The 24,997-nt window shown below is 69.3% G+C and carries 22 protein-coding genes; 12 read left to right on the top strand and 10 right to left on the bottom strand.

Translation table 11 applies throughout. From position 1 onward, the window contains the following. The first annotated feature begins 84 nt into the window (after positions 1-84). From recO to acpS, 3 genes are read left to right on the top strand one after another with little or no spacing between them, the layout of a single operon-like run. Positions 85-834, top strand: a complete 750-nt coding sequence (gene recO, locus CDO81_RS12940; protein WP_088483639.1) for a DNA repair protein RecO — start codon at positions 85-87, stop codon at positions 832-834. Positions 835-851: 17 nt separating this feature from the next. Continuing rightward, complete coding sequence (locus tag CDO81_RS12945) at positions 852-1,622, top strand: pyridoxine 5'-phosphate synthase (RefSeq protein ID WP_088483640.1); 771 nt, start codon at positions 852-854, stop codon at positions 1,620-1,622. Next, a complete protein-coding gene (acpS, locus tag CDO81_RS12950) occupies positions 1,619-2,017 on the top strand; it encodes a holo-ACP synthase (RefSeq protein WP_088483641.1) in 399 nt (132 codons plus the stop codon). Before CDO81_RS12945 ends, acpS begins: the two co-directional genes overlap by 4 nt. 17 nt (positions 2,018-2,034) lie before the next feature. On the opposite strand, the gene CDO81_RS12955 is transcribed toward acpS, so the two are convergent. The 4 genes from CDO81_RS12955 to CDO81_RS12970 all read right to left on the bottom strand — a co-directional run bounded on the left by CDO81_RS12955 (position 2,035) and on the right by CDO81_RS12970 (position 9,595). Next, positions 2,035-3,069 carry a hypothetical protein gene (locus CDO81_RS12955; RefSeq protein WP_088483642.1) on the bottom strand — a complete coding sequence of 345 codons (1,035 nt, stop codon included), beginning with the start codon at positions 3,067-3,069 and terminating at the stop codon, positions 2,035-2,037. A gap of 123 nt (positions 3,070-3,192) precedes the next feature. Continuing rightward, entirely contained in the window at positions 3,193-4,875 is a 1,683-nt protein-coding gene (locus tag CDO81_RS12960) for a COG3904 family protein (protein WP_088483643.1), read from the bottom strand. Between the two features lie 156 nt (positions 4,876-5,031). Then, positions 5,032-6,582: a POT-type proton-dependent oligopeptide transporter gene (locus tag CDO81_RS12965; RefSeq protein ID WP_088483644.1), complete on the bottom strand. Its 1,551-nt coding sequence runs from the start codon at positions 6,580-6,582 to the stop codon at positions 5,032-5,034. An 88-nt stretch (positions 6,583-6,670) separates the two neighbouring features. Then, positions 6,671-9,595 (bottom strand): Rne/Rng family ribonuclease, encoded by a 2,925-nt coding sequence (locus CDO81_RS12970; protein WP_088483645.1) that lies wholly within the window; start codon positions 9,593-9,595, stop codon positions 6,671-6,673. 673 nt (positions 9,596-10,268) lie between these two features. Here CDO81_RS12970 and CDO81_RS12975 point away from each other — a divergent pair. Genes CDO81_RS12975 through CDO81_RS12990 form a run of 4 tightly spaced genes read left to right on the top strand, consistent with a single transcriptional unit; the run spans position 10,269 to position 13,235 of the window. After that, positions 10,269-11,207, top strand: a complete 939-nt coding sequence (locus CDO81_RS12975) for an RluA family pseudouridine synthase (RefSeq protein WP_088483646.1) — start codon at positions 10,269-10,271, stop codon at positions 11,205-11,207. Continuing rightward, the gene (locus CDO81_RS12980; protein ID WP_088483647.1) at positions 11,204-11,863 is read left to right on the top strand and encodes an HAD family hydrolase; all 660 of its coding nucleotides are present in this window, start codon (positions 11,204-11,206) and stop codon (positions 11,861-11,863) included. Before CDO81_RS12975 ends, CDO81_RS12980 begins: the two co-directional genes overlap by 4 nt. After that, positions 11,856-12,242 carry a Rieske (2Fe-2S) protein gene (locus CDO81_RS12985; RefSeq protein WP_088483648.1) on the top strand — a complete coding sequence of 129 codons (387 nt, stop codon included), beginning with the start codon at positions 11,856-11,858 and terminating at the stop codon, positions 12,240-12,242. Before CDO81_RS12980 ends, CDO81_RS12985 begins: the two co-directional genes overlap by 8 nt. A 3-nt stretch (positions 12,243-12,245) precedes the next feature. Further along, complete coding sequence (locus CDO81_RS12990) at positions 12,246-13,235, top strand: S49 family peptidase (RefSeq protein ID WP_088483649.1); 990 nt, start codon at positions 12,246-12,248, stop codon at positions 13,233-13,235. 65 nt (positions 13,236-13,300) lie between these two features. Here CDO81_RS12990 and CDO81_RS12995 read toward each other — a convergent pair whose 3' ends face one another. From CDO81_RS12995 to CDO81_RS13005, 3 genes are all read right to left on the bottom strand, one after another. After that, positions 13,301-14,056 (bottom strand): hypothetical protein, encoded by a 756-nt coding sequence (locus CDO81_RS12995; RefSeq protein WP_144397231.1) that lies wholly within the window; start codon positions 14,054-14,056, stop codon positions 13,301-13,303. 30 nt (positions 14,057-14,086) lie between these two features. Then, on the bottom strand, positions 14,087-15,346 hold the full coding sequence (locus CDO81_RS13000) for a deoxyribonuclease II family protein (protein ID WP_144397232.1): 1,260 nt from the start codon (positions 15,344-15,346) through the stop codon (positions 14,087-14,089). 233 nt (positions 15,347-15,579) lie between these two features. Then, complete coding sequence (locus tag CDO81_RS13005) at positions 15,580-15,930, bottom strand: hypothetical protein (protein ID WP_088483652.1); 351 nt, start codon at positions 15,928-15,930, stop codon at positions 15,580-15,582. 122 nt (positions 15,931-16,052) lie between these two features. On the opposite strand from CDO81_RS13005, the gene CDO81_RS13010 reads away from it, so the two are divergent. The 4 genes from CDO81_RS13010 to CDO81_RS13025 all read left to right on the top strand — a co-directional run bounded on the left by CDO81_RS13010 (position 16,053) and on the right by CDO81_RS13025 (position 20,061). Beyond that, positions 16,053-17,666, top strand: a complete 1,614-nt coding sequence (locus tag CDO81_RS13010) for a gamma-glutamyltransferase family protein (protein ID WP_088483653.1) — start codon at positions 16,053-16,055, stop codon at positions 17,664-17,666. Beyond that, positions 17,663-18,037, top strand: coding sequence for a PPC domain-containing DNA-binding protein (locus CDO81_RS13015; RefSeq protein ID WP_420917029.1), 375 nt, complete (start codon positions 17,663-17,665; stop codon positions 18,035-18,037). The genes CDO81_RS13010 and CDO81_RS13015 overlap by 4 nt, the downstream gene beginning before the upstream one ends. A gap of 153 nt (positions 18,038-18,190) precedes the next feature. After that, positions 18,191-19,471, top strand: a complete 1,281-nt coding sequence (locus CDO81_RS13020; RefSeq protein ID WP_088483655.1) for an MFS transporter — start codon at positions 18,191-18,193, stop codon at positions 19,469-19,471. Continuing rightward, positions 19,468-20,061, top strand: coding sequence for a GNAT family N-acetyltransferase (locus CDO81_RS13025; RefSeq protein ID WP_088483656.1), 594 nt, complete (start codon positions 19,468-19,470; stop codon positions 20,059-20,061). Before CDO81_RS13020 ends, CDO81_RS13025 begins: the two co-directional genes overlap by 4 nt. On the opposite strand, the gene CDO81_RS13030 is transcribed toward CDO81_RS13025, so the two are convergent. Further along, positions 20,058-22,583 (bottom strand): TonB-dependent receptor, encoded by a 2,526-nt coding sequence (locus CDO81_RS13030; RefSeq protein ID WP_088483657.1) that lies wholly within the window; start codon positions 22,581-22,583, stop codon positions 20,058-20,060. The genes CDO81_RS13025 and CDO81_RS13030 overlap by 4 nt on opposite strands. Positions 22,584-22,649: 66 nt before the next feature. Between CDO81_RS13030 and CDO81_RS13035 the strand changes: the two genes are divergently transcribed. After that, a complete protein-coding gene (locus tag CDO81_RS13035; protein WP_158218264.1) occupies positions 22,650-23,975 on the top strand; it encodes a histidine-type phosphatase in 1,326 nt (441 codons plus the stop codon). A gap of 10 nt (positions 23,976-23,985) precedes the next feature. Here the strand turns inward: CDO81_RS13035 and CDO81_RS13040 are convergent, their stop codons facing one another. Then, positions 23,986-24,441 (bottom strand): carboxypeptidase-like regulatory domain-containing protein, encoded by a 456-nt coding sequence (locus tag CDO81_RS13040; RefSeq protein ID WP_088483659.1) that lies wholly within the window; start codon positions 24,439-24,441, stop codon positions 23,986-23,988. A 50-nt stretch (positions 24,442-24,491) separates the two neighbouring features. After that, a complete protein-coding gene (locus tag CDO81_RS13045; protein ID WP_088483660.1) occupies positions 24,492-24,809 on the bottom strand; it encodes a hypothetical protein in 318 nt (105 codons plus the stop codon). Positions 24,810-24,997 lie beyond the last annotated feature (188 nt).

Raw genomic sequence — 24,997 nt, forward strand, 5'->3', positions numbered from 1 at the left:
CACAGACGTCCAGAGCACAGAGGAATAGCGTTTGAGTTTCTCTGTGCCTCCCTGCCTCGGTGGCCTTGTTCCTGGGCTTCTCCCATGAAACTGCGCACGCCGACCAGCCAGCCGGCCTACGTGCTCCACCAGCACGACTGGAGCGAGTCGAGCCTCATCCTCGACCTGTTCACGCGCGAATCGGGTCGCGTCGCGGTGGCGGCCAAGGGGGCCAAGCGCCCGTACTCCCAACTGCGTGCCGTGCTGTTGCCGCTGCAGCGCATCACCGTGTCGTTGAGCAAGCCCGCCAAGGCCGAGGGTGGCGAGGTGCAAACCCTGCGCAGCGCCGAATGGGGCGGCGGCAACACCCTGCCCAGCGGTGCCGCGCTCTTCAGTGGCTACTACCTGAACGAGCTGCTGCTCAAGCTGCTGGCGCGGCACGACCCGCATCCGCAGCTCTTCGATGCCTACGCCGACACGCTGGCCCATCTGACCGAGGGCGACGCTGCGCTGCGGGCCTTCGAGCTCAAGCTGCTGGCCGAGCTGGGCCTGCTGCCCGACCTCAGCGTCGTCACGCCCACGCAGGCGGCGGTCGACCCGACCCGGCGCTACCAGCTGTCGCCCGAGTCCGGCGTCATCCCCCCGACGGCCGACGCCAGCCTGGCCGGCTCGCTGCTGATCCAGTTGCAGGCCGCTCTGCTGCACGGCAGCCCGGCTGCTCTGCGCCAGGCCTGCGCAGCCGCGCCGCAAGTGCTCAAGACAACGCTGCGCGGGCTGCTCCACTACCATCTTGGCCACCAGCCGCTGCGCACCCGCGCGCTGCTGATGGACGTCCAACAACTGCTCGACGCCTGAGAACGGCGGCTGAAGCCATGAATCCTCTTGCCCACGCCGCCGGCGCCCGCTGCGCCCTGTCGGTCAATGTCAACAAGGTGGCCCTGCTGCGCAACACGCGCCATCTGGGCATCCCGAGCGTGCTGCGCGCTGCGGAGCACTGCCTGCTGGCCGGTGCCCAGGGCATCACGGTGCATCCGCGGCCGGATGCGCGCCACATCCGCAGCGGCGATGTCGACGACCTGGCGGCCTTCCTGAAGGACTGGCCCCAGGCCGAGTTCAACATCGAAGGCAACCCGACGCAGAACCTGATGGACTTCGTGCGCCGCCACCGCCCGCACCAGGTCACTTTCGTGCCCGATGCCGAAGACCAGTTCACCTCCGACCACGGCTGGACCCTGCCGCAGGATGCAGACCGCCTCAAGCCCCTCATCCGCGAAGCGCAGGACCTGGGCGTGCGCGTCAGCCTCTTCATGGACCCGACCCCGTCCGCCATGGCTGCGGTGGCTGAACTCGGCGCCGACCGCATCGAGCTTTACACCGAGACCTTCGCCAGCGCCTTCGGCACACCGCGCCAGGACGAGGTGCTGGCTGGCTTCACCGCCACGGCCGAGGCGGCGCTGAAGGTGGGCCTGGGCATCAATGCCGGCCACGACCTGAATCGCGACAACCTGAGCGTCTTCCTGCGCCACGTGCCCGGCGTGCTGGAGGCCTCCATCGGCCATGCGCTGATCGCGGATGCCTTGGAGCTGGGCTATGCCGAGACGGTGCGCAGCTATCTGCGCGTCATCGCCACGGCCTACACATGATTTACGGCATCGGCACCGACATCTGCGACATCCGCCGCATCGAGGCCACGCTGGCCCGGCGTGGCGAGCGCTTTGCGGAGAAGGTGCTCGGGCCGGATGAGCTGCGCGTCTTTCGCGCCCGCCGCGCCCGGTCGGAGGCCCGCGGGCTGCGCTATCTGGCCACGCGGTTTTCGGCCAAGGAGTCGTTCAGCAAGGCGATCGGGCTGGGCCTGCATCTACCGATGCGGCTGCCCGACTGCCAGATCCTGAACGAGGCCAGCGGCAAGCCGGTGTTGAACCTGCTCGGCCCGCTGGCCGACTGGTGCGCCCAGCGGCGTCTGAGCGGGTGGGTGACCCTGAGCGACGAAAGCGACTATGCGGTCAGCTTCGTCGTCATGGAGCAGGCGCCCGCCTGAGCTTGGCCTGCCGGGCCTCAGTTCTTCTTCTTGGGCGCAGCTGCCGGCTTCCTGGCCAGGTTCTCGCCCTTGGACGTCGTGTCCATCACCATGTCCATCAGCATGCGGCTGTTGTCAGGGCCGTCGACCGTCATCTGCATGTTCATCGCAAGTTGGGTGGACAGCGGCAGCTGGTCGGCCAGGCGCAGCGTGCTCGTGCCCTTGCCGCTGCCCTTCATGACCATGCGCAGCATGCGCGGCGGCGTGGCCTCGGGGGCGGAGGCAGCGGCCGAGGCATCCGATGCCGCGTCGCTGGCGGCGGCCTCGGGCGGCGTCGGCAGCGGCGTGTTCATCTGGATGTCCATCGTCAGGTTCAGGTCGAAGTACGCCACGCCACCCGTCACCTTGACGAGGGTGTAGTGCACCTGGCCCTGCAGGCCGCCCGCGGCGCCGGGCAGGGGCACGGGCAGGTTCATGCTGAGCGGCACGTCCACGCTGTCGCCCACCTTCAAGGTGCGCTGGGCCAGAGCCTTCTGCAGCTTGAAGGCGTCGTTCAGCATGGACTTGCCTTGCGCCGTCATCAGTGCGCCGAACCCCGGCGGGCCGCCCTCGGCCGTCTGCACCTCGATGTCGAAGCTGCGCGGGTCGAAGCGCGCGGTCATGCGCATGTCTGCATTGCCTGCGTTCGGCACCGGGATGGCCTTGCCGCCGACTTCCATGCTGACCGACCGGTTGCCCGAGGTGAAGGTCAGCGGCAACCAGCCGTCCACGTCGGGCTGGCCCACCTGCGTGGTGTGCTGCAGCCGCATCGTCATCTTGATGTTGCTGGCATCGGCCATCTGGCCGGCCTTCTGGGCGATCTTGGCGCGCTGCTCTTCGGTGGCGTCCGGCCCGGCCTCGACCCGCATGCTCATCGTGGACTTCATGTCCATCGTCTGGCGCTGGTGCATGCCAGCGCGCGGCGTCGTGTCGAAGCGGACCTCGGCGGGTGCCGTGGGTGCGGCCTGCGCAGCGATCTGCAGGCCGAGGAGGGCGCCCAGCAGAGTGGGGCGCAGGAAGGGCAGGGTGGTCACGGAACAGCTCCTGGAAGCGACGTCGCCGGTTTGGCGACTGGCGGTCATCCTAGGCGCTGGTGCATCAGGAAAGCGTATGCAACGCGCGGGTGATTTTCCCGCCCGGGCGCGGGGGCCGGCCGGTCAGCGCGCGTGAAAGAGCAGGCGGTCCGCCAGCTCGCGCCGGGCCGGTGTCTGCTTCGGCAGGCGGTCCAGCAGCGCGATGACGGGATCGCAGGAGGCGCCGGCAGCGGCGGCCGGTGCGTCGGGCGCATCGACCCACAGGCGCGACAACATGCCCATGGCTGCCGAACCCACCGAGCGGTCGAGCACTTCGACCTCGATCGGTGTCGGTGGCTTGGGCAGCCAGCGTGGCGGCGCACTGTTGGCCACGTCCAGCAGCCAGCTGGCCTCCCGTGCCTGCAGCTCCAGGGGGAGCTGGCCGCGCACGGCCACCCGGCCGTCGAGGAGATCGCGGCAGCCCGGGCGAGTGCCGGGTTGCGCGGGTGTGCGCAGGGTCTTCAGCTGGTCTGACACCAGCTGGACATAACGCCGCCGCAGCACGCCATCGGTGCCCTGGATGATGCCGGGCATCTGCGTCGCCAGCGGCGACCAGACGGTGGCCTGCACGGTGTCGTCGTCGCCGCCGGCCGCCCGGGCGGCCACCATGCGCTGTGCCAGCGTGTCGATCAGGCCGGGCGTGCGCTTGTCCAGCGCCGCCCAGACCGGATGCACGCGCAAGGCATCCTCGTAGTCGGGCAGCGGAGCGCCGGCTGCCGGCAACGCAATGGCCAGCGTGCGGGGCGAGGGGGCGATGAGCTCATAGCGCTGCAGCTCCTCACGCGGCACGTACCACATGCTGCGCGATGGCGTGTTCAGCGTCTTGTCGATCATGGACTCCGGCAGGCCGAGCCGGCGATAGGTCTTGGCCAACTCCTGGTTCGCCAGTTCCTCGAAGACCGGGTTGTAGGTGCCGGTGGAGGCGCGATGAAAACCCAGCTGGCCCTCGGGGGACAGATGGCGCGGGCTGCCCGCCAGGAACACCAGCGTGCAGGCGCTGGCGCAGGTGCCCACGGCGCGCGCGCCCTGGTGTCGCGCCTTCAGCGCCTCGGCCATGCGCTCGGCCTCGCGGACGCGGCCGCCGGGGGAAACCAGCTCCACGCGCTTCAGGCCCTGGGCGGCCTCGCTGGCCAGCAGGCTGCGCAGGCGTTCGCCGTCGCCCATGCCGATCACGCCCTCCAGCCGCAGGCTGCGGCCGTCCGGGGACAGCGTGAACTTGGCCTGGCCGATGGGATCGATGCCGCGGGCCATCTGCGCGTACTCGCCCAGGCTCGGCAGGAAGCCGAACAGCACCGATGCCGCCAGCTGCGCCGTGCCCAGCACCAGGCTGATGCGGGCCAGCCAGCCCCACAGCGCCGAGCCGCGCTCCTGCAGGTAGTTGCGCGCCGACCGCCAGGCGCCCACCAGACACCACACATTCAGCGCGATCAGCAGCGGAAAGCCGATCAGCACCACGATGGCGCTGATCTGCAGCGAATCACCCTTGACGCTGATCCAGCTCATCAGCCCGGTCAGGGCCATGGCCAGTGGTGTGGCCACCAGGAAGTTGTTCAGCCAGTAGCTGCGCGGCAGACTGTGCTCGCCCAGCCAATGGGCCTTGAAGTAGCCGTGGCTCGACTTGACGACGGGTCGGGGCGCGACCCGGCCTGGCTTGGGGCGCGGGCGGTTCGAGGCCTGCTGCCAGGCCGCAGGGGGCTCTGCGGGCGGCTTGGGGCCAAGGGCTTCGGCAGCCGCCGAAGTCGGATCGATATACGGGCGATTCTGCATCCGGCGACCAAGAAAAAATGCAGCCCGGTCGGGCAGCCGGGCCGCATCCTAGAGCCGCCAGCAGGGAGGGCGCATCCTCGCGAAGGGGGAATTTCACCCTCGGCGCCGCGCGGGCGTGAAATCAGTCGCGCGCGAAGCCTGCCACCGATGAACGCGTCAGCCGCGGTAGTTGTCCTGCAGCGGGTAGCGGCGTGCTGCCAGCGCGAACAGCAGCGCGGCCACCAAGGCAAAGCCGGCGAAGAAGAACATCAGGCAGGCCGTCTCGCTGTAGCCGGTCGACTGGATGGCTGCCAGGGCCGTGGGGCTCTTCACGCTGACGTTGGACAGCAGCACCCACAGGTTGCCCACCGTCACCGACAGGTTCCAAAAGCTCATGATGGTGCCCTTCATGGCCAGCGGTGCCTGGCTGTAGGCGAACTCCAGGCCGGTGGCCGACACCAGCACCTCGCCCAGCGTCAGCAGCGCATACGGCAGCATCTGCCAGACGATGCTGACCGTGTCGCCCGCGTCCAGCCACAGCTGCAGCATGCCGGCCACGATCCAGGCGGCGCCCGCCAGCGCGATGCCGGCGCCCATGCGGCGCAGGGCCGTCACCTTCACACCGGCGCGCTCCAGCAGCGGGTACAGCACCAGGTTGTTGAACGGGATGAGGATCATCACCAGCGCCGGGTTCAGCGCCTGCATCATGGACGACTGGAACCATTCGGGCTTGGCCATCTGGTCGGCTTGCAGCACCCAGGTCGAGGCCTTCTGATCGAACAGCGACCAGAACGGCGTGACCAGCGCAAACAGCACCAGCACACGCAGCACGGCGCGCACGCCGTCGACGGCTTCGTCGGGATGCACGCCGCGGGCTCGGTCGAGTTGCAGCGACGCGCCCACGCCGCCGAAGCCCATGACCAACACCAGGGCCAGGCACACCGCCGCCACGAAGCCGAGGCTGCCGATCTGGCTCAGGCTGACCACCGCGCCAAGGACGCCGAGCGCCGCGACGGCCAGGCCCAGGCCGCCGGCCTTCAGCGCGGTCCACACCACCTTCAGGAAGCTGTGCGGATTGGCGCCGCGAGGGGGCACGTGCACATAGGTCTTGCGGCCGCTCCAGAAAATCAGCGTGGCCAGCGCCATCAGCACGCCCGGCACGCCGAAGGCCACGCTCGCGCCGAACTGCTTGAGCAGCACCGGCATCAGCAGGGATGCGAAGAAGCTGCCGAAGTTGATGATCCAGTAGAAGGCGTCATAGACCTTCTGCGCGAGTGACCGGTTGCTCTTGTCGAACTGGTCGCCCACGAAACTTGTCACCAGCGGCTTGATGCCGCCCGAGCCGAGCGAGATCAGGAACAGGCCGAAGTAAAAGCCCCGGAGGTTGTTCTCGAAGATCGCCAGGCAGGCATGGCCGCAGCAGTACAGCAGGCTCAGCCAGAAGATGGTGTTGTACTTGCCGAAGAAGCGGTCCGACAGCCAGCCGCCCAGCAGCGGGAAGAAGTACACACCGATCACGAAGGTGTGGAACACGGCCTTGGCCTCGCCCTTGCGCAGCTCCTCCGGCACGGACATCAGCAGGCTCGTCATCAGGAAGACGGTCAGGATGTTGCGCATGCCGTAGAAGCTGAAGCGCTCGCAACCTTCGTTGCCGATGATGTAGGGGATCTGGGCGGGCATCCGGGCCGGTGCGGTGGATGCGTCGGGTGTCGCGGTCGTGGCGGTCATGGGTCAGCCTCGGTGAAGCTCGGGAATGGAAAACGCCGCTCGGCTTGTGGCCGGCGGCGTTTGTTGGGGCGGGGTCAGCCGTTCAGGGTCAGGCCTCGAAAGGCAGCTTCACCTGGCTCAGGTCCTTGCGGGTCTCGACGAGCACCAGCGGGCCCTCGTCGATGACGACCACCGGGGCCGGCTCGCGGCCCAGCGGTGCGAGTGCTGGCTCGGCGGCAATCGCGGCCTGGGCGGCGGCGATCTTGTCGGCATCGGAGTTGACCCACTGCAGGCCTGCGCCGGCCGCAATGGCCTGCAGGTCGTCGATCGGCAGCGTGAAGGCCTGGATGACGGGCGCGGGCGCCGGAGCAGGCGCGGCCACCGGCGCGGCCACCGAGGCAGCGACCGGTGCCGGTGCAGCGGCAGCCATGGCCTCCTCGATCAGCGAGGCTTGAACCGGGGCGGGTGCGGCGGCATCGGTCGGGGCCGGCGCCTCAGCGTCAGTGGACGCCTCGGTGGATGCTTCCGCAGCGCCTTCTTCACGGCGGTTGCGGTTGCGACCACGGCCACCGCGGCGGCGTCCTTCGCGGGCCGGGCCTTCGGCGGTGTCGTCACCTTCAGCGGGTGCGGCAGCATCGGCGCCGGCGTCGACCGCCGCGTCCGTGGCCGGCGCGTCAGCGCTATCGGCCGGCGTGTCGGTGCTCACGGCTTGGTCGTCACGGTCGCGGCCACCACGGCGGCGGCGGCGGCCGCGGCCCTGGCGTTCTTCGCCGGCCGGCACATCACCGGTCGGCGGCAGCGCGCCTTCGGCCTGGCTGTCGACAAAGGCGGGCGGCGCGTCATGCACGGCGGCGAGGTCGTCGCTCAGTGCGGCCGTCGGCACTGCGGCTGCGGCCTCGACCGGCGGGCGCTCCTGGCGCTCACCGCGCGGGCGGCGCTCACCACGCTCACCACGCTCGCCTCGTTCTGCGCGTTCACCGCGCTCCGGACGATCGCCGCGCTCGCCACGCTCACCGCGCTCGGCGCGCGGCTGTTGCTGCTGCTCAGGCTTGTCGGTGCCTTCGGCGCGCTTGTTGCGCTCACCACGCTCGGCGCGATCACCACGGCCTTCACCGGGCTTGCCATCGCGGCGGCCACCCTGGCCGCGCTGCTCGTTGCGCTCACCGCGTTCGCCACGCTCACCGCGGCGGCCGTCGCGGCGACCGTCACGGCCCCCCTCGCGCTTGGGCTTGTCGGTGGTGGCCGGCGTCGTGGCGGGCGCCTCGACAGCCGGGGCGGGTGCCGGTGCCGGCGCGCCGCCGAACAGGCTCTTGATCCAGCCGAAGAAGCCCTTGGATTCGGGGGCCGGCGCCGGTGCCGGCGGCGGCGGGGCCACCACGGGAGCCGGGGCCGCCACCGGGGCGGGCGCGGGGGCCGGCATCGGGGCCGGCTGTTCCGGCAGGATGCCCTTGATGACGGGTTCCTGCTTGTTCTTCTTTTCCGTGTCGCCGCGGCGGGTGATGCCCACCTCGTCGTCCGGCTCCTCGATCATCGTGTAGCTGGCCTGCAGGTTCTCCAGGCGCGGGTCATCGTGGCGCAGACGCTCCAGCTTGTAGTTGGGCGTCTCCAGGTGCTTGTTGGGCACCAGCAGCACGGTCACGCGCTGCTTGAGTTCGATCTTGGTGATCTCGGTGCGCTTCTCGTTCAGCAGGAACGAGGTGACCTCCACCGGCACCTGCACATGCACGGCGGCGGTGTTGTCCTTCATGGCCTCTTCCTGGACCATGCGCAGGATCTGCAGCGCCGAGCTTTCGGTGTCGCGGATGTGGCCGGTGCCGTTGCAGCGCGGGCAGGTGATGTGGTTGCCTTCGCTGAGCGCCGGGCGCAGGCGCTGGCGGCTCATCTCCAGCAGGCCGAACTTGCTGATGGAGGCGAACTGCACGCGGGCGCGGTCATTGCGCAGGGCGTCGCGCAGGCGCTGTTCCACGTCACGGCGGTTCTTGGACTCCTCCATGTCGATGAAGTCCACCACGATCAGGCCGCCCAGGTCGCGCAGGCGCATCTGGCGGGCGATTTCGTCGGCCGCTTCGAGGTTGGTGCGGGTGGCTGTCTCTTCGATGTCGCCGCCGCGCGTGGCTCGGGCGGAGTTGACGTCCACCGAGACCAGGGCTTCGGTGTGGTCGATGACGATGGCGCCGCCCGAGGGCAGGTTCACCGTGCGGCTGTGGGCCGTCTCGATCTGGTGCTCGATCTGGAAGCGGCTGAACAGCGGCGCGTCGTCACGGTAGCGCTTCACGCGATGGCCCTGGTCGGGCATCACGTGGTTCATGAACTGGTGGGCCTGCTCGAACAGGTCGTCCGTGTCGATCAGGATCTCGCCGATGTCCGACGTGAAGTAGTCGCGGATGGCGCGGATGACCAGCGACGACTCCTGGTAGATCAGGAAGGCACCTTTGCCGCCCTTGGACGCCTCGTCGATGGCGGTCCAGAGCTTGAGCATGTAGTTCAGGTCCCACTGCAGCTCGGCGGCGGAACGGCCGATGCCGGCAGTGCGGGCGATCAGGCTCATGCCCTTGGGGTACTCGAGCTGGTCGAGGTTTTCCTTCAGCTCTTCCCGGTCTTCGCCCTCGATGCGGCGGCTCACGCCACCGCCGCGCGGGTTGTTGGGCATCAGCACGAGGTAGCGCCCGGCCAGGCTGATGAAGGTGGTCAGCGCCGCGCCCTTGTTGCCGCGCTCTTCCTTCTCGACCTGGACGAGAAGCTCCTGGCCTTCCTTGATCGCGTCCTTGATGGTCGCGTTCTTGACGTCGGCACCCTCGCGGAAGAACTGGCGCGAGATTTCCTTGAACGGCAGGAAGCCGTGGCGGTCCTCGCCGTAGTCGACGAAGCAGGCTTCGAGCGAAGGCTCGACCCGCGTCACGACCGCCTTGTAGATGTTGCCCTTGCGCTGTTCCCGGCCTTCGATTTCGGTCTCGAAGTCGAGCAGCTTCTGGCCGTCGACGATCGCGAGGCGCCGCTCTTCCGGCTGCGTCGCATTGATCAGCATGCGTTTCATGTCATCACTCCTCGCGCATGCCGGCCTGGGGCCGGGCACGCGCCACGTCAAGCCACCCGGAGGTGGCGTTCAAGACGCACGAGCGACGGCGTGGAACCGTGGAAGGAGTGCCCTGGACCGCTCGGGTTTCTGACGCAGGTCAGACGTCGAGCGGCGTTGGCGCATGCGACCGGGCCGTCATGCCGCAGGAAAGCGCCGCCTCGACCTGGCCGCATGCAAGGGCGCCGGGCCGGACGACCACCGCAGCTTCTGGCTGGGGTCGTGCGGCAGGGCGCAGCGGGTAGGGGAGGGAAGTGCTCATCCGCGGAGGACTGCTGGACGCTGGCGCGAGCTTTTGCGGTCGGGTCGTTGAACTGACCGCGCGCTCTCGCACCGTGAAAACCTTGTTCTGGCAACCGGCGCTCTTCTCGCTTGTTGACTTCTGAAGAGGCGCCGGTGGGTTCCGGGTGTCATCGCTCTGCCGCATCGCGCGACCGACCGCCGTTTCACTTGGGGAAACCGCCTGCCAATCTCGGGATGCGTTGCATCGCCTGGTTGTGCTCAGGGGCTGGGCCCCGCGAGCGCCCCGTTACCGCCGCTAAAATCAAAAAAATCAAACACTTACGGCAGCAACGTGGTGAAAAGGATTATAGGGGCAGGCCCTGCGGCCCCTGCCACGGGGTCGACCACCGCCGTGAGTACGGACAAACCCTCGGTTCGGCGCGTCATCGTGGACGAAGGATCGGCCGGCCAGCGGCTGGACAACTTCCTGCTGCGCGAACTCAAGGGCGTGCCCAAGACCCATGTCTACCGGGTGATCCGCGCGGGCGAGGTGCGGGTCAACAAGGGACGTGCGCAGGCCGATACGCGGCTGGAAGTGGGCGATGAAGTGCGCATCCCGCCGGTGCGCGTGCCTGAAAAGGCAGCGGTGCCCGAGGCGCCGGCTCGCGAGTTTCCGGTCATCTTTGAGGATGAGCACCTGCTCGTCATCGACAAGCCGGCCGGCGTGGCCGTGCATGGCGGCTCGGGCGTGAGCTACGGCGTCATCGAGGCACTGCGCCGCGCGCGGCCCGCTGCCAAGTTTCTGGAGCTGGTGCACCGGCTCGACAAGGAAACCTCGGGCCTGCTCATGATTGCCAAGAAGCGCAGCGCCCTGGTGAACCTGCAGGACCAACTCCGCGACCGCGAAACCGGCAAGACCTACGCCGCCCTTGTCTGGGGCGATTGGCCGGACAAGCTCAAGGTCATCGACGTGCCGCTGGTCAAGTTCGTCGGCAGCGATGGTGAGCGCTGGGTGCGCCCGGGCCAGGCCGACGAGCCCGAGGCCAAGCGTTCCATCAGCCTGGTCAAAGTGTTGCGCCGTACACCCGAGTTCAGCCTGCTGGACGTGACCATCAAGACCGGCCGCACGCACCAGATCCGCGTGCACCTGCAGCAGGCGGGCCATCCCATCGTGGGCGACCCCAAGTACGGCGACTTCGAGAAGAACCGAGCGCTGGCGCGGGGGCCGGCCAAGTTCGACCGCATGTTCCTGCATGCGCGCCGGCTGCGTTTCAACCACCCGGCCACCGGGGAAGAAATCACCGTGGAAGCCCCCCTGCCTCCTGACTGTGCGAAGCTGACCCACCCATGAGACCCCAACGTTTCGACCTCATCGCCTTCGACTGGGACGGCACCCTGTTCGACTCCACCGCCCTGATCGCCCGCAGCATCCAGCGCGCCGCGGTGGACATCGGCCTGCCCGAGCCCGAGTTCGAGCGCGCCAAGTACGTCATCGGCCTGGGCCTGCGTGACGCGCTGGAGCATGTGGTGCCCGGCCTGGCACCCGAGCGTTATGGCGACCTGGGCCTGCGCTACCGCCATCACTACCTCGCGTCGGAGAACGACGTTTCGCTGTTCGACGGCACACTGGAAATGCTGCAGGCCCTCAAGGCGCGGCATCACTGGCTGGCTGTGGCTACGGGCAAGAACCGCGTGGGCCTGGACCGGGTGCTCGCCCATGCCGAGCTCACGAAGATGTTCGACGCCACCCGCACCGCCGACGAAACCCGCTCCAAGCCCCATCCGCAGATGCTGCTGGAGCTGATGCGCGAGTTCGGTGTGGAGCCCGAGCGCACATTGATGATCGGGGACACCACGCACGACCTGCTGCTGGCCAGCAACGCCGGCGTGGCCAGTGTCGGCGTGAGCTTCGGCGCGCATGACCACGAGACGTTTGCGGAACACCAGCCGCTCTTCGTCGCCCATTCCACGCGCGAACTGCACGACTGGCTGATCACCCATGCCTGACACCGAACTGCCGCCGCCCCAGCGGCTGTGCGCCTCGGCGGACCTGGCCGAGCGCGGCAAGGCCGTGAGCTTTGACGTGATCCAGTGGCGCGAGCCCGTGCGTGCCTTCGCGCTGCGCTTTGATGGGCAGGCCGTGGCCTACCTGAACCGCTGCGCGCATGTGCCCACCGAGATGGACTGGCAGGAAGGCGAGTTCCTCGATGGCGACAAGCGCTACATCATGTGCAGCATCCACGGCGCCGTCTATGACCCGCTGACCGGCCGCTGCCTGATGGGCCCCTGCACCCGCGGCCGCCTGACCAAGATCGAACTGACCGAGCGCGAGGGCGAGGTGTTCTGGCACCCCACGCGCGACACCCGACCCGCCTTTGAAGACTGAACCATGAGCACCCCCAGCGACGACCTGCCGCCTCCCATGCAAGAACCCGTCGGCGTGCCGCCCGTGGTGGCGCCGGCCCATGAGCCCGTGCTGGCCGAACTGGCCCGCGAGTTCCTGCGCGAACGCCGCGCGGAGCGGCGCTGGCGGGTGGTGTTCCGTCTGTTCTGGTTGCTGCTGGCCGGCGCGCTGGTCTACAGCCTGTGGATGCAGGGGCGGCATGTCGCGCCCAGCACCACGCCGCACACGGCGCTGGTGGAAGTGCGCGGCGAGATCGCGGCGGACACCGAGGCGAGCGCCGAGTTGCTGCTGGCCGCGCTCAAGGACGCCTTCAAGGACGATGGGGCGCAGGCGGTCGTGCTGCGCATCAACTCACCCGGCGGCAGCCCCGTCCAGGCCGGCATCGTCTACGACGAGATCAACCGGCTGAAGAAGCAGTACGACAAGCCGGTCTATGCGGTGGTGGAGGAGATGTGCGCCTCCGGTGCGTACTACATCGCGGCGGCGGCCGACGAGATCTATGTCGACAAGGCCTCGGTGGTCGGCTCCATCGGGGTGCTGATGGACGGCTTCGGCTTCACCGGCTTGATGGACAAGCTGGGTGTCGAGCGCCGCCTGCTGACCGCGGGCGAGAACAAAGGCATGCTCGACCCGTTCAGCCCGGTCTCGCCCAAGCAGCGTGCCTACGCACAGGCCATGCTGGACCAGATCCACGCCCAGTTCATCGCCGTCGTGCGCGAGGGCCGTGGCAAGCGCCTGAAGGAAACCTCGGAGACCTTCTCCGGCCTCTTCTGGAACGGCGAACAGGCCGTGGCGATGGGGCTGGCCGACCATTTCGGCAATTTGGACTACGTCGCCCGCGAGGTGGTCAAGGCCGAGGACGTCATCGACTACACCCCGCGCGACAACGTCGCCGAGCGGCTGGCCAAGCGCTTCGGTGCAGCCATGGGCGCGGGTGCGGTGAAGGCGCTGCGTGAGGTGCCGGCGCTGCGCTGAGGGACCGTGAACCGGCCCGGGTTCGGCCCCGGGTGTGCAGCGCCAAGGCTTCGCGGCGGCCGGCTTCAGGGCCGCGGCACGGCCTTGTTCATCAGATAGCCCGCGTGGCTGATGCCCAGCAATGCGATCGTGCTGTCGTCCAGCGCCGGGAAGTCGGTGATGCCGTCGGGCTGGGCAAACTTGAAGGTGCGCCACAGCGCAAAGGCATAGGCCGCGACGATCGCGATCGTGAAGAACAGCATCTGCACCTTGGCCAGGTCGACATGGGCGCCGTTGCTGGTCTCGTCGCCTGTCACCATGTCGCTCCAGACGGCCATGTCCGGTTGGCTGTTGCCCAGCAGCCGCCCCTGGTTCGTGTCACCGCCGGGCTGGGCGAGCAGCACCAGCTGAGCGCGTGTCGCAGCCAGCGCGGCGGGGTCGGGGGCCTGGCTCTTCTTTTGCGCCAGCACCAGAGGACTTCCGACCAGCGAGGTGGTGCTGATGCCCAGGGCGAGCCACAGTTCCTGCGGCACGCCGATGGCCAGGGGCTCGTCCACGCCGATGTAGATGTTGTAGAACGCTGCCGTCAGGTAGGCTGACACCAGCACGAGCGTCCACACCGTCATCTGGAACCGCGCCAGGCTCATCACGTTGCGCTCATTGACCAGGATGCCTGGCCAGCGCCCGATGATGGACTTGCCGCTGATGGCCACGAAGAGGGTCATCAGCAGAGCGATGCCCAGCCAGGCGGCGCGCTCACTGTGCGCGGTGACGCCCCACCAGCCGACGACCGGGATCGCGATCAGCGACAGCATCGCCGCGCCGGTAAATGACTTGGACACAGGACCTCCCTTGCGCCGCCATGGCGCCGTTCATTGACCCGCGAGGGGCGCGCTCTTGCCGTCGAGCAGCTCGGTCACGCTTCTCCACAGCGGCTCGTTGTCCAGGATGAAGAACAGGCCGCCCCTGCCGTTCTGGCTGCTGCCGCACTTGGGCGTGGACAGCGAGCCCTGCTGGTTCATGTCTCCGAAGATGACGAAGTGACGGGCCCCTGACGTGGACACGCCGACCTTGGCGTGGTTGAAGTCGGGCCCGGCGCCGCCCTTGAGCCCGAAGCCTGTGCCTTTCCAGCTGCCGGAGGTCGCGATCTGCACGGCGCCGGGCTTGGGCAGGCTGGCGTCCCAGCAATCGATGGGCGTGTTGGCACGGGTCGAGGGGATTGCCGGGTTGGCCCACCAGGTCGCGACGCGAAGCGACACGCCGTCCAGCTGCGACGACACGAGCTGCCAGGGCGGCACCAGCAACTTGGACGGTTTGGACAGCAGGATCACGCCTGAAGAGAGCTGCGCCTTGAGGACCTGGGTGCTCTTGGACTTGATGCCCAGCGCCTTGACGGCGTCCTGGATGTCCTGAGGGCCGCCGTTGTTCACGAGCTGGGCGTTGCCCGGGGCCGTCACGACGCTGGCATTGGCCAGCGCCCGCAGCACCTGCAGCACGTCCGCAGCGGTCAGCTTGACGGAGAAGAACGACTGGCTGACGAGGACGTTGTCGGGGCGGGGAATGCAGCCCAGCGTGTTGCCGCTCGAACGTGCCGGCGAGAGCCGCCCGGCCCCCGGCCATGAGGGCGTGGTGACCTGGATGAGCACGCCACTGCCGCTGGCGTCCCAGGCCAGCACGCCCTTGGCGTGACCCCACGGCGCCGAGCACGAGTCGCTGCAGCCGGGCAGCTCGGGGTCGCCGTAGAACTGGTCGTTCCAGACCACGTAAAAGCGCTTGCCATGGACGATGTCGCCAAAGGTGGCGCCCAGCGGGTCGGCGCCCGTCTCGCCCACACAGGTGCTGCCCATGGCCAGCTGGGGCTGGGTGTTGCTGGCAAACACGAAGGTCTGCCCGCGCGGGTAGTTCTGTGCCGTGGCGCCGAAGGGGCACTGCATCTGCGCGCCCGCCGGGCATTGCGGGAAGGACTTGGCGTTGAACTTGAAGACGAACCACCAGTCCACCGGTTGGCCGTCCTGCACCAGCGGGACGGGCGCGGATGGTGCTTGCGCCGCCGTCGAGACCGGCAGCCACGGCAAGGCCAGGGCAGCCGCCAAGGCCAGCATCCGCTTGACCAAAACCCGTTCGATCGGCACGGCACCCTCCAAGGCATGCGCCACACAGGCTGGGCCACCCCGGCCCGGGGTGGGAGGGCGGCTGGTGATGCCAGCCGCTGAACCGAACGCTAACAAGGCGGCCGCATGGTGCCACCCTCAATGTTGTGGGCAGTCAGCTCGCTGAATGCCGTGCCGGCGCGGCGGGCTCAAGAGGGCCATGAAAAAGGCCGCAGCCTGTGAAGGTCTGCGGCCTGCGCGGAGCGCTGTGGCGCTTACTGCGTCTTGGTCTCGGTCTTGGCCGGGGTGGCGGCAGGCGCAGCCTCGCCCGTCTTGGCTTCGGCGTGCTTCTTGGCGTGATGCTTCTTGCCGGCATGCTTGGCAGCGCTGGCGGCTTCAGCCGGGGCGGCGGCCGTGGCGGTGGCGGCTGCGTGCGCTGCCTTCACGGCCGGGGCCGGTGCCGCGGTGGTCGAGGGCGTTGCGGCCGGCGTGGCGGCCTGGGCGACAACCGTGGCCTTCGCGGCGGGAGCGGCCGTGGTGGTGGCCGGGGTCGGGCTTTGCGCCAGGGCCACGCCCGAGGCGAGCGTGATGAGGGCGGTAGCGAGGGTGGTCTTCAGCGTGTTCATCTTGAGGGCTCCAGGGTGGTTTCGGGTTTCGATCGGCTTCGCGCAAAGCTTGTGTCCACAACGACGCCTTTGCATGCCCCGTTGACCCCGTTGCAAAGCCTTACAACGGCAGAATCAGGCGCATGAACACGCCCCATCGCTTCGACTGGACGGCCGGCTACCCGAGCCGCCGCAGCCCGCTCTTCGCGCGCAACATCGTGTCGACCTCGCACCCCCTGGCGGCCCAGGCCGGGTTGCGGGTGATGCAGGCCGGTGGCAATGCCGTCGACGCGGCCATCGCCGCAGCCGCCTGCATGACGCTGGTGGAGCCCTGCAGCAACGGTCTCGGGTCCGATGCCTTCTGCATCTTGTGGGATGGCCAGCAGTTGCACGGCCTCAATGCCTCGGGCCCGGCACCAGCCGCCTGGACGCCCGCGTACTTCCAGGGTCAGGTCATGCCCCGGCGCGGCTGGGGTTCGGTCACGGTGCCCGGCGCGGTGGGCGGCTGGATGGCCTTGAGCGAGCGCTTCGGCCGGCTGCCGTTTGCTGAACTGATGCAGCCGGCCATCGAGGTCGCGGAGCGCGGCTATGCGGTGCCGCCCATCGTGCAGGGCAAGTGGGCGATGGCGGCCGCCCTGGACGAGATCACCTCGCAGCCCGGTTTCGCCCAGGCTTTCCTGCCGCACGGCCGGGCGCCGGCGGTGGGCGAGCGCTTCACCTTCGCCGACGCCGCACGCAGCCTCAAGCTGATCGCCGAGACCCGCGGCGAAGCCTTCTACCGCGGCGAGATTGCGGCTGCACTCGCCCGCTTTGCGCGCGAGACTGGCGGCGCGCTGACCGAAGCCGACCTTGCCGGCTACCGGCCCGAATGGGTCACGCCACTGGCCAAGGACTTTGCCGGCCACACCCTGCATGAGATTCCGCCGAATGGCCAGGGCATCGCGGCGCAGATGGCGCTGGGCCTGCTGTCGCACTGCCGCGTGACCGACCATGCGGTGGACAGCCCTGAGGCCCAGCACCTGATGATCGAGGCGATGAAGCTCGCCTTCGCCGACGTCTACCGTTTCGTGGCCGAGCCTGCCGCCATGACGGTAAGCGCGGCCCAGTTGCTGGATGACGGCTACCTGGCCGAGCGCGCCCGCCTCATCGACCCGGCGCGCGCCCAGGTCTTCGGGGCCGGCAACCCCGTCAAGGGCGGCACCATCTACCTGACCGCGGCAGACGAGCGCGGCATGATGGTCAGCTTCATCCAGAGCAACTACATGGGCTTCGGCTCCGGCCTCGTGCTGCCCGGGTACGGTGTGAGCCTGCAGAACCGTGGGCACTGCTTCACGCTGGAGCCAGGCCATCCGAATCAAGTCGCTCCAGGCAAGCGCCCGTTCCACACCATCATCCCCGCGTTCCTGACGAAGGACGGGGCGCCGGTCATGAGCTTCGGCGTGATGGGCGGCAATATGCAGCCGCAGGGCCACATGCAAACGCTCGTGCGCATGCTCTGCTACGGGCAGAACCCGCAGGCGGCTTGTGACGCCCCGCGCTGGCGTTTCAACGAGGGCCTGTCGATCAACATCGAACCGCACATGCCCGCGGCCACCATCGAGGCCCTGCGCGCTCGTGGGCATGAGATTGGCGACATCCACGACAGCTACCAGGACTTCGGCGCCGGGCAGTTCATCTGGCGCCAGGGCGACCCGGCGGTGGACGGCTATGTGGCCGCGAGCGACCCGCGCCGGGATGGCGCGGCGGTGGGCTGGTGATGTTCGAGCCGATGCGGCTGTTGCCGGGCGACGACCTGCGCCTGACGCTCGCGGGGCGCACAGGCTTCGTCGTCGCGGGCATTGGCAGCCTGCGTCATGCCGAGCTTCGCCTGGCCGGTGCGCCCGGGCCCACGCACCTGGACGGCCCGCTGGAGATCCTGACCCTCAGCGGCAGCCTGACGCCGGCCGGCGTGCATCTGCATGCCAGCGTGTCCGATGCGCAAGGGCGGGTGACGGGTGGGCATGTCTGCGCGGGTTGCGAGGTGCTCACGACGGCCGAGTTGTTGATCGCACCGCTTCAGCCTGGCAGCCTGACGCGCGAGCCGGATGCCGCCACCGGCTACACCGAGCTGGTCATCCTCAAACCGTGACCGCCGGCACGCGACGCCGCGTGCCCGCGCTGCTAGCATGCGGCGCATGACCAAGCTCCTCGACCTCGACTGACCGCGCCGCACGGCGTGTGTCGTATCCCTGCTGCGCGGGCGACAGCCCGCGTGTCGAGTCGTCTTGAGTAGAGCCAAACCATGTGGTCTCGCCTGATCCAGTACTTCACCCTCGCCCCCGGCGACCTGCTGCGTGACGCCGTCTACCGGCGGCTGTGGTCGTCCATCCTGATCTCGTCGCTCGGCGGCCAGATCACCATGCTGGCTCTGCCGCTCACCGCGGCGGTGCTGCTCAATGCCAGCCCCACGCAGATGGGCCTGCTGCAGGCCATGGAGATCCTGCCCTTCGTGCTGTTCTCGCTGCCGGCCGGCGTGCTGTTGGACCGCGTGCGCAAGCTGCCGGTCTACATCGCGGGTGAGAGCCTGCTGGCGGTGGCCGTGGCCACGGTGCCGCTGGCCGCCTGGATGGGCTGGCTGGGCATGGGCTGGCTCTACGTGGTCGGCTTCGTGCTGGGCTGCGTCTACACGGTGGCCGGCAGTGCGGCGCAGATCGTGCTGACGCAGGTCGTGCCGCGCGAGCGGCTGGTGGAGGCGCATGCCAAGAACGCGCTCGCCTCGTCGGGCGCGGAAGTCGCCGGGCCTGGGCTGGCCGGGGCGCTCATCAAGCTGCTGGGGGCGCCGCTGGCACTGGCGGTCGACGCGCTGCTGCTGCTGGTGTCTGCAGCCATCCTGCGCGGTGTGCAGGTCAAGGAGACGCTGGCCGAGCGGCGCGATCAGCACTTCTGGCAGGAGCTCAAGGCCGGCCTGCGCTTCGTGCGCGAGCGCAAGCTGCTCGTGAGCCTGGCCACGGCCACCGGCACCTGGCAGCTCTTCCACAACGCGGCGCTGGTGGTGCAGATCCTGTTCGCCACGCGCGAGCTGCACCTGAGCCCGCAGACCGTGGGTCTGTCGTATGTTGCCCTCGGCGCCGGCACGGTGCTGGCCAGCATCTTTGGCCATCGCATCAGCCGCCGCATCGGCCCCGGGCCCTGTCTGGTGCTGGGCTATGCCGCCTGCGGCGTGGGCTGGCTGCAGCTGGCGCTGGTGCCGGCCGGTCAGTTCGGCGTCGCCAGCTTCGGCGTGATGCTGTTCGCCTTCGGCGTGGGGGCGGTGCTGATCTTCATCAACTTCCTGTCGCTGCGCCAGGCCGTCACGCCGGCGCCCATGCTGGGCCGCATGACGAGCACCATGCGCTGGCTCATCCTGCTGCCGGCCGGGCCGGGCGCCCTCATCGGGGGTTGGCTGGGTGAGCATGTAGGGCTGCGGGCCGCGCTGGCTTTTGCGGGCGTCGGAGCCTGCCTGTTGGCGGCGGTGGCCTGGCGGCATCCGGTCATTCGCGGCGTGCGCGAGCTGCCCAAGCCTGTCGAAGTGGCGACGGCATGAGCCTCGATCCGCTGCTGCTCGACATCCCCGAGCGCCTGGACGGCGAGCGGACCGTGCTGCTCGCGCCCCGCGCCGGGCTGGGCGCGGAGATGGCGGTCGTCATCACGCAGTCGCTGGCCCACCTGCGCCCCTGGATGCCCTGGGCGCAGGACGCGCCCAGCGCCGAGAGCGCCGAGCTGGTGGTGCGGCGCATGCAGGCCGACTTCATCGCCCGGCGCGACCTGTGCTTCCAGATCTACGCGCGGCGGCCCGACGGCAGTGCGGGCCGGATGCTGGGCGGCACCGGCCTGCACCGCATCGACTGGGCCGTGCGCAAGTTCGAGGTCGGGTACTGGATCCGCCCCGAGGCCGCAGGCCAGGGGCATGTGACTGAAGCGGTGCGCCTGCTGACCATGCTGGCCTTCGGCCCGCTGGATGCGCGTCGGGTGGAAATCCGCTGCGACACGCGCAACACCCGCAGCCGCGCAGTGGCCGAGCGTTGCGGCTTCGCGCTTGAAGGCGTGCTGCGCTGCGACAGCCTCGGCGTGGACGGCCGGCCGCGCGACACCTGCGTGTACGCGCAGGTGGCCCGGCCGGCCTCCGGGGCTTAGAAGAGCGCCACCTTCACGCCCACCTTGTAGGTGCGGCCGTACTGCTCGTACTGGTAGTTCAACTGGGGCACGCCCACGTAGGTGTAGTAGTGCTCGTTGTTGAGGTTCACGCCTTCGAAGGTGAGCTGCACCGACGGCGTGATCTTGTACGCCACCGACAGGTCCACCTGGCGCTGGGCCGCGACGATCTGGTCCTGCGCCGGATTGGTCACGTCGCTGCCGAACTGCAGCAGGTATTTGGACTTGTGGTTGACCGCCAGCCGCGTGCTCAGCGGTCCGGCTTCGTAGCCCAGCATCAGGTTGACGGTGGTGTCCGACTGCCCCGGCATGCGGCTGCTGCGCACAAGATTCGCTTGGCTGGCGGTGTCGTAGCGGCTGACGTCCGCGGTCGAATGCGTGAAGGCGGCGTTGGCGCCGACGATGAAACCGCTCATCCAGCCCGGCAGCATGCGCAGCGGCTGTTGCCACGACAGCTCCAGCCCCTGCACCCGCGCCTTGGGGCCATTGGCATAGCCGGTCACGCTGGTGTAGCCCGTCCACGGGCCAGTGCCGGCGAGGTTGGTGGCGTAGGTGAAGTCCTTGATGTCCTTGTGGAAGACGTAGGCTGACACCGCCCCGTCGTTGCCCAGCAGCTGTTCCACGCCCACGTCCAGGTTGTGCGCCCGCATCGGGTTGAGCGCCGGGTTGCCGAGCGAAGCTTCCGTCGTGCTGGCGAGCGTGACGGCCGGTGAGAGCTGGTCGAAGTTGGGACGCACCACGGTGTTGGTCCAGGCCGCGCGCAGGCTGGTGTCGCGGTCGAGCTTGTAGCGGGTGTGCAGGCCCGGCAGCCAGTGGCTGTAGCCCTTCGCGAACTGGGTGGGCGACAGCGCACCGGCCACCGAGCTCTGGAAGCCGGCCGCGTCGAACCGGGTGCGCTCCACCCGCACGCCGGCCAGCACGTTCCAGGCCGGGCTCAGGTCCAGGCTGGCCTGCGCATAGCCGGCATCGATGTTCTCGTGGAGCGTGTAGTCGGCCAGCGCCGAGGCGCCCGCCACCTTGGCCGCGTCGCGTGGCAGGGCGGCCAGGCGCGCGCGGATGGCCGCTGAATCCATGGCCGGGCCCATGGTGCCCATCGAGAAGTCGAGCGCGCTGCCCGTGACGAAGCTCGCCAGCGTGGTCGGGCCGGTGCCCCAGTAGTTGGGGCTGGTGGCCGAGCTGCTGCTGTAGGACCACTGGTCGGTGTCGTTGCGCTTCTCGCGCCGGCTCAGCTTGGCGCCGAACTTCACGCTGGCCTTCATGCCGTCGGCCAGCGCAAAGCTGCGGCTCAGGTCCACGCGGCCATTGTGTTCATCGTCATCGCTCTTGCGCTTTTGCAGCGTGAAGCTGTTGAGGTTGTATTTGCTCGCGTCGTAGAGCGCCGCCGGGCCGGTGACCAGCGGCTTGACCGTGTCGGTGAACGACACGCCGGCCACGTTGTTCTGGCGAAAGCGCGCATCGTTGAGCTGCTCGGGCGTGCGCTCGGTGCCGCGGCCCAGGCCCAGGTTGGCTTCCAGCAGCCAGTCGCCGAGGTCCTGCTCGGTGCCCAGCACCAGCGAGCCAATCTCGCGGGTGTACTTGCGGGCGCGCAGCCGGCGCTCCGCCCGCACGGTGGCGGTGGCGCCTTCGGCCACCGAGCCGCCGGTGATGTTGCTGATCGTCAGCCGGTCGCGTTCCTCGTCGTCGCTGAAGCGGGCCAGCAGCAGATGCAGCGAGTAGCTCTGCTCGGCGGAGGGCTTGTAGTCGACATTGGCGGCGAAGGCAGCGCGGTCGCGGTTGGGGCGGTAGTGGCGAAGCTCCACACCGGTGAGCTTGCCCGCGCTCCAGGCGCCATCGGTCTCGACGTCTTCGGAGCCAAACTTGCGGCGGTCCACGTTCAGCGCGGCAGCGATGCCGAGGGTGCCGTCCATCAGCCGTGTCGCGCCCAGCAGGCTGGCGGCGGGGCTGGTCTGGCGTGACAGCGAGTCGCGGCTGGCCGACGCGCCCACGCTCAGCAGGCTGCGCGGCAGGTCGAAGGCCGACAGGGTTTTCACATCGACCGTGCCACCCAGCGAGTTGGCATCCATGTCGGGCGTGAGCGACTTGATGACCTCCAGCGAGCGGATCAGCCCCGAGGGCAGCACGTCCATGCTCACGCCGCGGCGGCTGGCCTCGGGCGACGGCACCAGCGAGCCGTTGATGGTGACGGTGTTCATGTCCGGCCCGAGGCCGCGCACGACCACGTACCGGCCTTCGCCCTGGTCGCGCTGCACGGCCACGCCAGGCAGGCGGGCCAGGGCTTCGGCGGCATTCACATCGGGCAGGGCGCCGATGTCGTCGGCCACCACGGCGCTGACGATGTTGTCCGCCTGGGCCTGCATCTTCAGGGACTTGCGCAGGCTCGACGCCTGGCCGGACACCACCACGCCTTCCACCTTCTCGGTTGGCAACTGCTGCGCCTGGGCGGGCAGGGCCAGCATCGCGACGGCGAGCGCGGTCAGTGGGAATGACGGACTGTCACGGAACATGGCTAGGCTTTCGGTCAGATGCACAAAACCGCGCAGCGTAGGAAGCCAATGCGAATCCCCGATGACATGACTCGCCGGCGCCTGCCCCTGTGGCTGGCCGCCCTTGCACTGCTGACGGGCTCGGCGGTTCAAGCCAGCAGTGAGCTGGGCTCGAAGACGCCCTATGCACCGCAACAGAGCGCCGACCGCTACGAAGCCGCACCCGCGGGCTATACGCCGGTGGCGGTGCAGCTCGTGGCGCGGCACGGCAGCCGGGGCCTGACCAAGCCCGGCCCGGATGAAGCCGCGCTCAAGCGCTGGCGCGAGGCCGAGGCGGCCGGCGCGTTGACGCCGCTCGGTGTGCGCTTCGGTGCCGCGCTGCAGCGCTTCATTGCGGCCCAGCGGCAGCTCGGCTATGGCAACCTCAGCCAGCTCGGCGTGGTGGAGCAAAAGCAGCTGGCGCAGCGCCTGGTGGCGCGGCTGCCCGCGCTGTTTGCGGGCTCGACGCCGGTGAGCGTGCTCAGCTCGGGCGTGGACCGCGCGGTGGACAGCTCACGCAGCTTCGTCGCCGCGCTGCAGCGTGAGGCACCGCAGGCGCAAGTGCCGGCCAGCTGGGGGGCAGACCGCTTTCTGCTCTATTTCCACCGGCTCGACGCTCGCCGCGACACGGCCGACACGCCCGCGCGCCAGGCCACGCTGCAGCGCAGCCTGGCTTACCAGGCCTGGTTGCGCAGCCCGCGGCTGGCCGAGCTGCAGCGCCGCATCGACGCTGACCCGCGCCTGCCGCAGGCGGCCCGGCGTTTGCTGCTCGGCCTGTACCAGCCCGGGTTCGTGGATCGTCTGGCTGACCCGCTGGAGGCGGCGCGCGAGGTCATGGACGTGCGCGGCGCGATGGCCGGCTTGCGGCTGGAGCTGGGCGGTGAAGCGGAGTCTTTCGTGCCCGAGGAGGTGGCCGCGGTGTTCATGGCGGCCGACGACGCCGAAGACTTCTACCGCAAGGGCCCGGGCCTGCAGGAGACGGCGCCCGTGACCTACGACATGGCCACCCAACTGCTCGACGACATGCTCGACCGCCTCGCCACCGGGCAGGGCGCGGTGCTGCGTTTCAGCCATGCGGAGATCGTGGCGCCGCTGGTCTCGGCCATCGGCGTGGCGGGGGTGCATCAGCCGCTGCCGGCCAGCCAGCCTTACGACGCGGCCACGCACCCGTGGCGCACCGAGCGCGTGATTCCGATGGCGGCCAATGTGCAGTGGGACGTCTGGCAGGGCCCGCAAGGGCGGCGCCTGGTGCGCATGCTGGTCAACGAGGCGCAGGCCGACTTCAAGCCGGCCTGCGAGGGTGCCCGGCTGCGCCCGGGCAGTCGCTTCTACGACGTGGCCGCCTTGCAGCGCTGCTACCGGGCCGCGCCCTGAGCGGCCACGCTCAAGCCAGCGGCCGGGCGCTGCGGCCCGTCCACACGAACACCTCGCGGCTGGAACCCTGCGCAGGGACGGTGATGGCCCGGGTCAGGGTGCGCCCCTCAACCGTCGCCTGCACTTCATAGCGCCCCGGCGCCAGCTTGGCCAGCACGAACGGGCCCTCGCTCACGGTGGCCAGCACGGTGTGCTGATGCGCATCGCGCACCTGGACCGATACGTTCGCGAGGAACTCGTCGGCCTTGGCCTGAGGGTCATGGGCAACGAACTCCAGCACGGCGGGCCAGGCTGGCGCGGCCGCCTGCACAGCGCGGGCTTCATCCTTGCCGATGCCGCCGGACAGGTACTGCACGCTGCCTTGGTGGTGCATCGGTGGCAGCGGGTCGGCCCAGGCGCCGCCAGCAGCGGCGGCAGCCAGCGCGACCAGGGTCGAACCCAGAAGACGTGAGGTCAAGGTGCGCATGAGGTTCTCCAGTCAGGGATGAACGAATGGCCGGGGCCGTGGTGTGGCCCTCAGGCGAGCAGTTGGTGGGCGAGCGCCATGTCGCGCTGTGCTTCGCGCGATTCGTGGCGGCGGATGTGCCAGGCGGCCGACTCCATCGTGGCGAGCGCCGCGGCCTCGCTGGGCAGGCCCGACAGCGCCCGGCGCGCCTCGCGAAGGGCCGTCATCGCCGCGGCGTCATGGCCGCAATAGAGCTCGACCTGCGCTTCACGCAGCGCCGCGGTGGCGGTGTCGTGGTCGACGACCGGGCGCAGGCCCGGCGCATGCGAGCTGTTGACCGTGCTCACCATCGCGGCGGTGGCAGCCAGGGTGTCGGAGGGGTTGTTCATGTGAGCTCCTTCGCAGGCAAGGGATACGAGATCCGGTGCCTTCACTCTCGGCGCGGCTCATGGCGCGGTTGCTACGCGCGGCGCGGGTCGTGTTACAGCCGAAACAGGTCGGTTCTGGCGCGTGTGCGGATTCAGGGCGTGGTGGTTGCTGGGGCCGGGGGTGACTGGATGAGCCTGTTTGCTGCCGG

Source organism: Roseateles puraquae, assembly GCF_002205845.1.
GTDB classification, from domain to species: Bacteria; Pseudomonadota; Gammaproteobacteria; order Burkholderiales; family Burkholderiaceae_C; genus Pelomonas; species Pelomonas puraquae.

What these genes read in the sequence shown, in the direction of transcription:
- recO (WP_088483639.1), top strand. Translation starts at nt 85, where the DNA reads ATGAAACTGCGCACGCCGACCAGCCAGCCGGCCTACGTGCTCCACCAG.
- CDO81_RS12945 (WP_088483640.1), top strand. Translation starts at nt 852, where the DNA reads ATGAATCCTCTTGCCCACGCCGCCGGCGCCCGCTGCGCCCTGTCGGTC.
- acpS (WP_088483641.1), top strand. Translation starts at nt 1,619, where the DNA reads ATGATTTACGGCATCGGCACCGACATCTGCGACATCCGCCGCATCGAG.
- CDO81_RS12960 (WP_088483643.1), bottom strand. Translation starts at nt 4,875, where the DNA reads ATGCAGAATCGCCCGTATATCGATCCGACTTCGGCGGCTGCCGAAGCC.
- CDO81_RS12965 (WP_088483644.1), bottom strand. Translation starts at nt 6,582, where the DNA reads ATGACCGCCACGACCGCGACACCCGACGCATCCACCGCACCGGCCCGG.
- CDO81_RS12970 (WP_088483645.1), bottom strand. Translation starts at nt 9,595, where the DNA reads ATGAAACGCATGCTGATCAATGCGACGCAGCCGGAAGAGCGGCGCCTC.
- CDO81_RS12980 (WP_088483647.1), top strand. Translation starts at nt 11,204, where the DNA reads ATGAGACCCCAACGTTTCGACCTCATCGCCTTCGACTGGGACGGCACC.
- CDO81_RS12985 (WP_088483648.1), top strand. Translation starts at nt 11,856, where the DNA reads ATGCCTGACACCGAACTGCCGCCGCCCCAGCGGCTGTGCGCCTCGGCG.
- CDO81_RS12990 (WP_088483649.1), top strand. Translation starts at nt 12,246, where the DNA reads ATGAGCACCCCCAGCGACGACCTGCCGCCTCCCATGCAAGAACCCGTC.
- CDO81_RS13005 (WP_088483652.1), bottom strand. Translation starts at nt 15,930, where the DNA reads ATGAACACGCTGAAGACCACCCTCGCTACCGCCCTCATCACGCTCGCC.
- CDO81_RS13010 (WP_088483653.1), top strand. Translation starts at nt 16,053, where the DNA reads ATGAACACGCCCCATCGCTTCGACTGGACGGCCGGCTACCCGAGCCGC.
- CDO81_RS13020 (WP_088483655.1), top strand. Translation starts at nt 18,191, where the DNA reads ATGTGGTCTCGCCTGATCCAGTACTTCACCCTCGCCCCCGGCGACCTG.
- CDO81_RS13025 (WP_088483656.1), top strand. Translation starts at nt 19,468, where the DNA reads ATGAGCCTCGATCCGCTGCTGCTCGACATCCCCGAGCGCCTGGACGGC.
- CDO81_RS13030 (WP_088483657.1), bottom strand. Translation starts at nt 22,583, where the DNA reads ATGTTCCGTGACAGTCCGTCATTCCCACTGACCGCGCTCGCCGTCGCG.
- CDO81_RS13035 (WP_158218264.1), top strand. Translation starts at nt 22,650, where the DNA reads ATGACTCGCCGGCGCCTGCCCCTGTGGCTGGCCGCCCTTGCACTGCTG.
- CDO81_RS13040 (WP_088483659.1), bottom strand. Translation starts at nt 24,441, where the DNA reads ATGCGCACCTTGACCTCACGTCTTCTGGGTTCGACCCTGGTCGCGCTG.
- CDO81_RS13045 (WP_088483660.1), bottom strand. Translation starts at nt 24,809, where the DNA reads ATGAACAACCCCTCCGACACCCTGGCTGCCACCGCCGCGATGGTGAGC.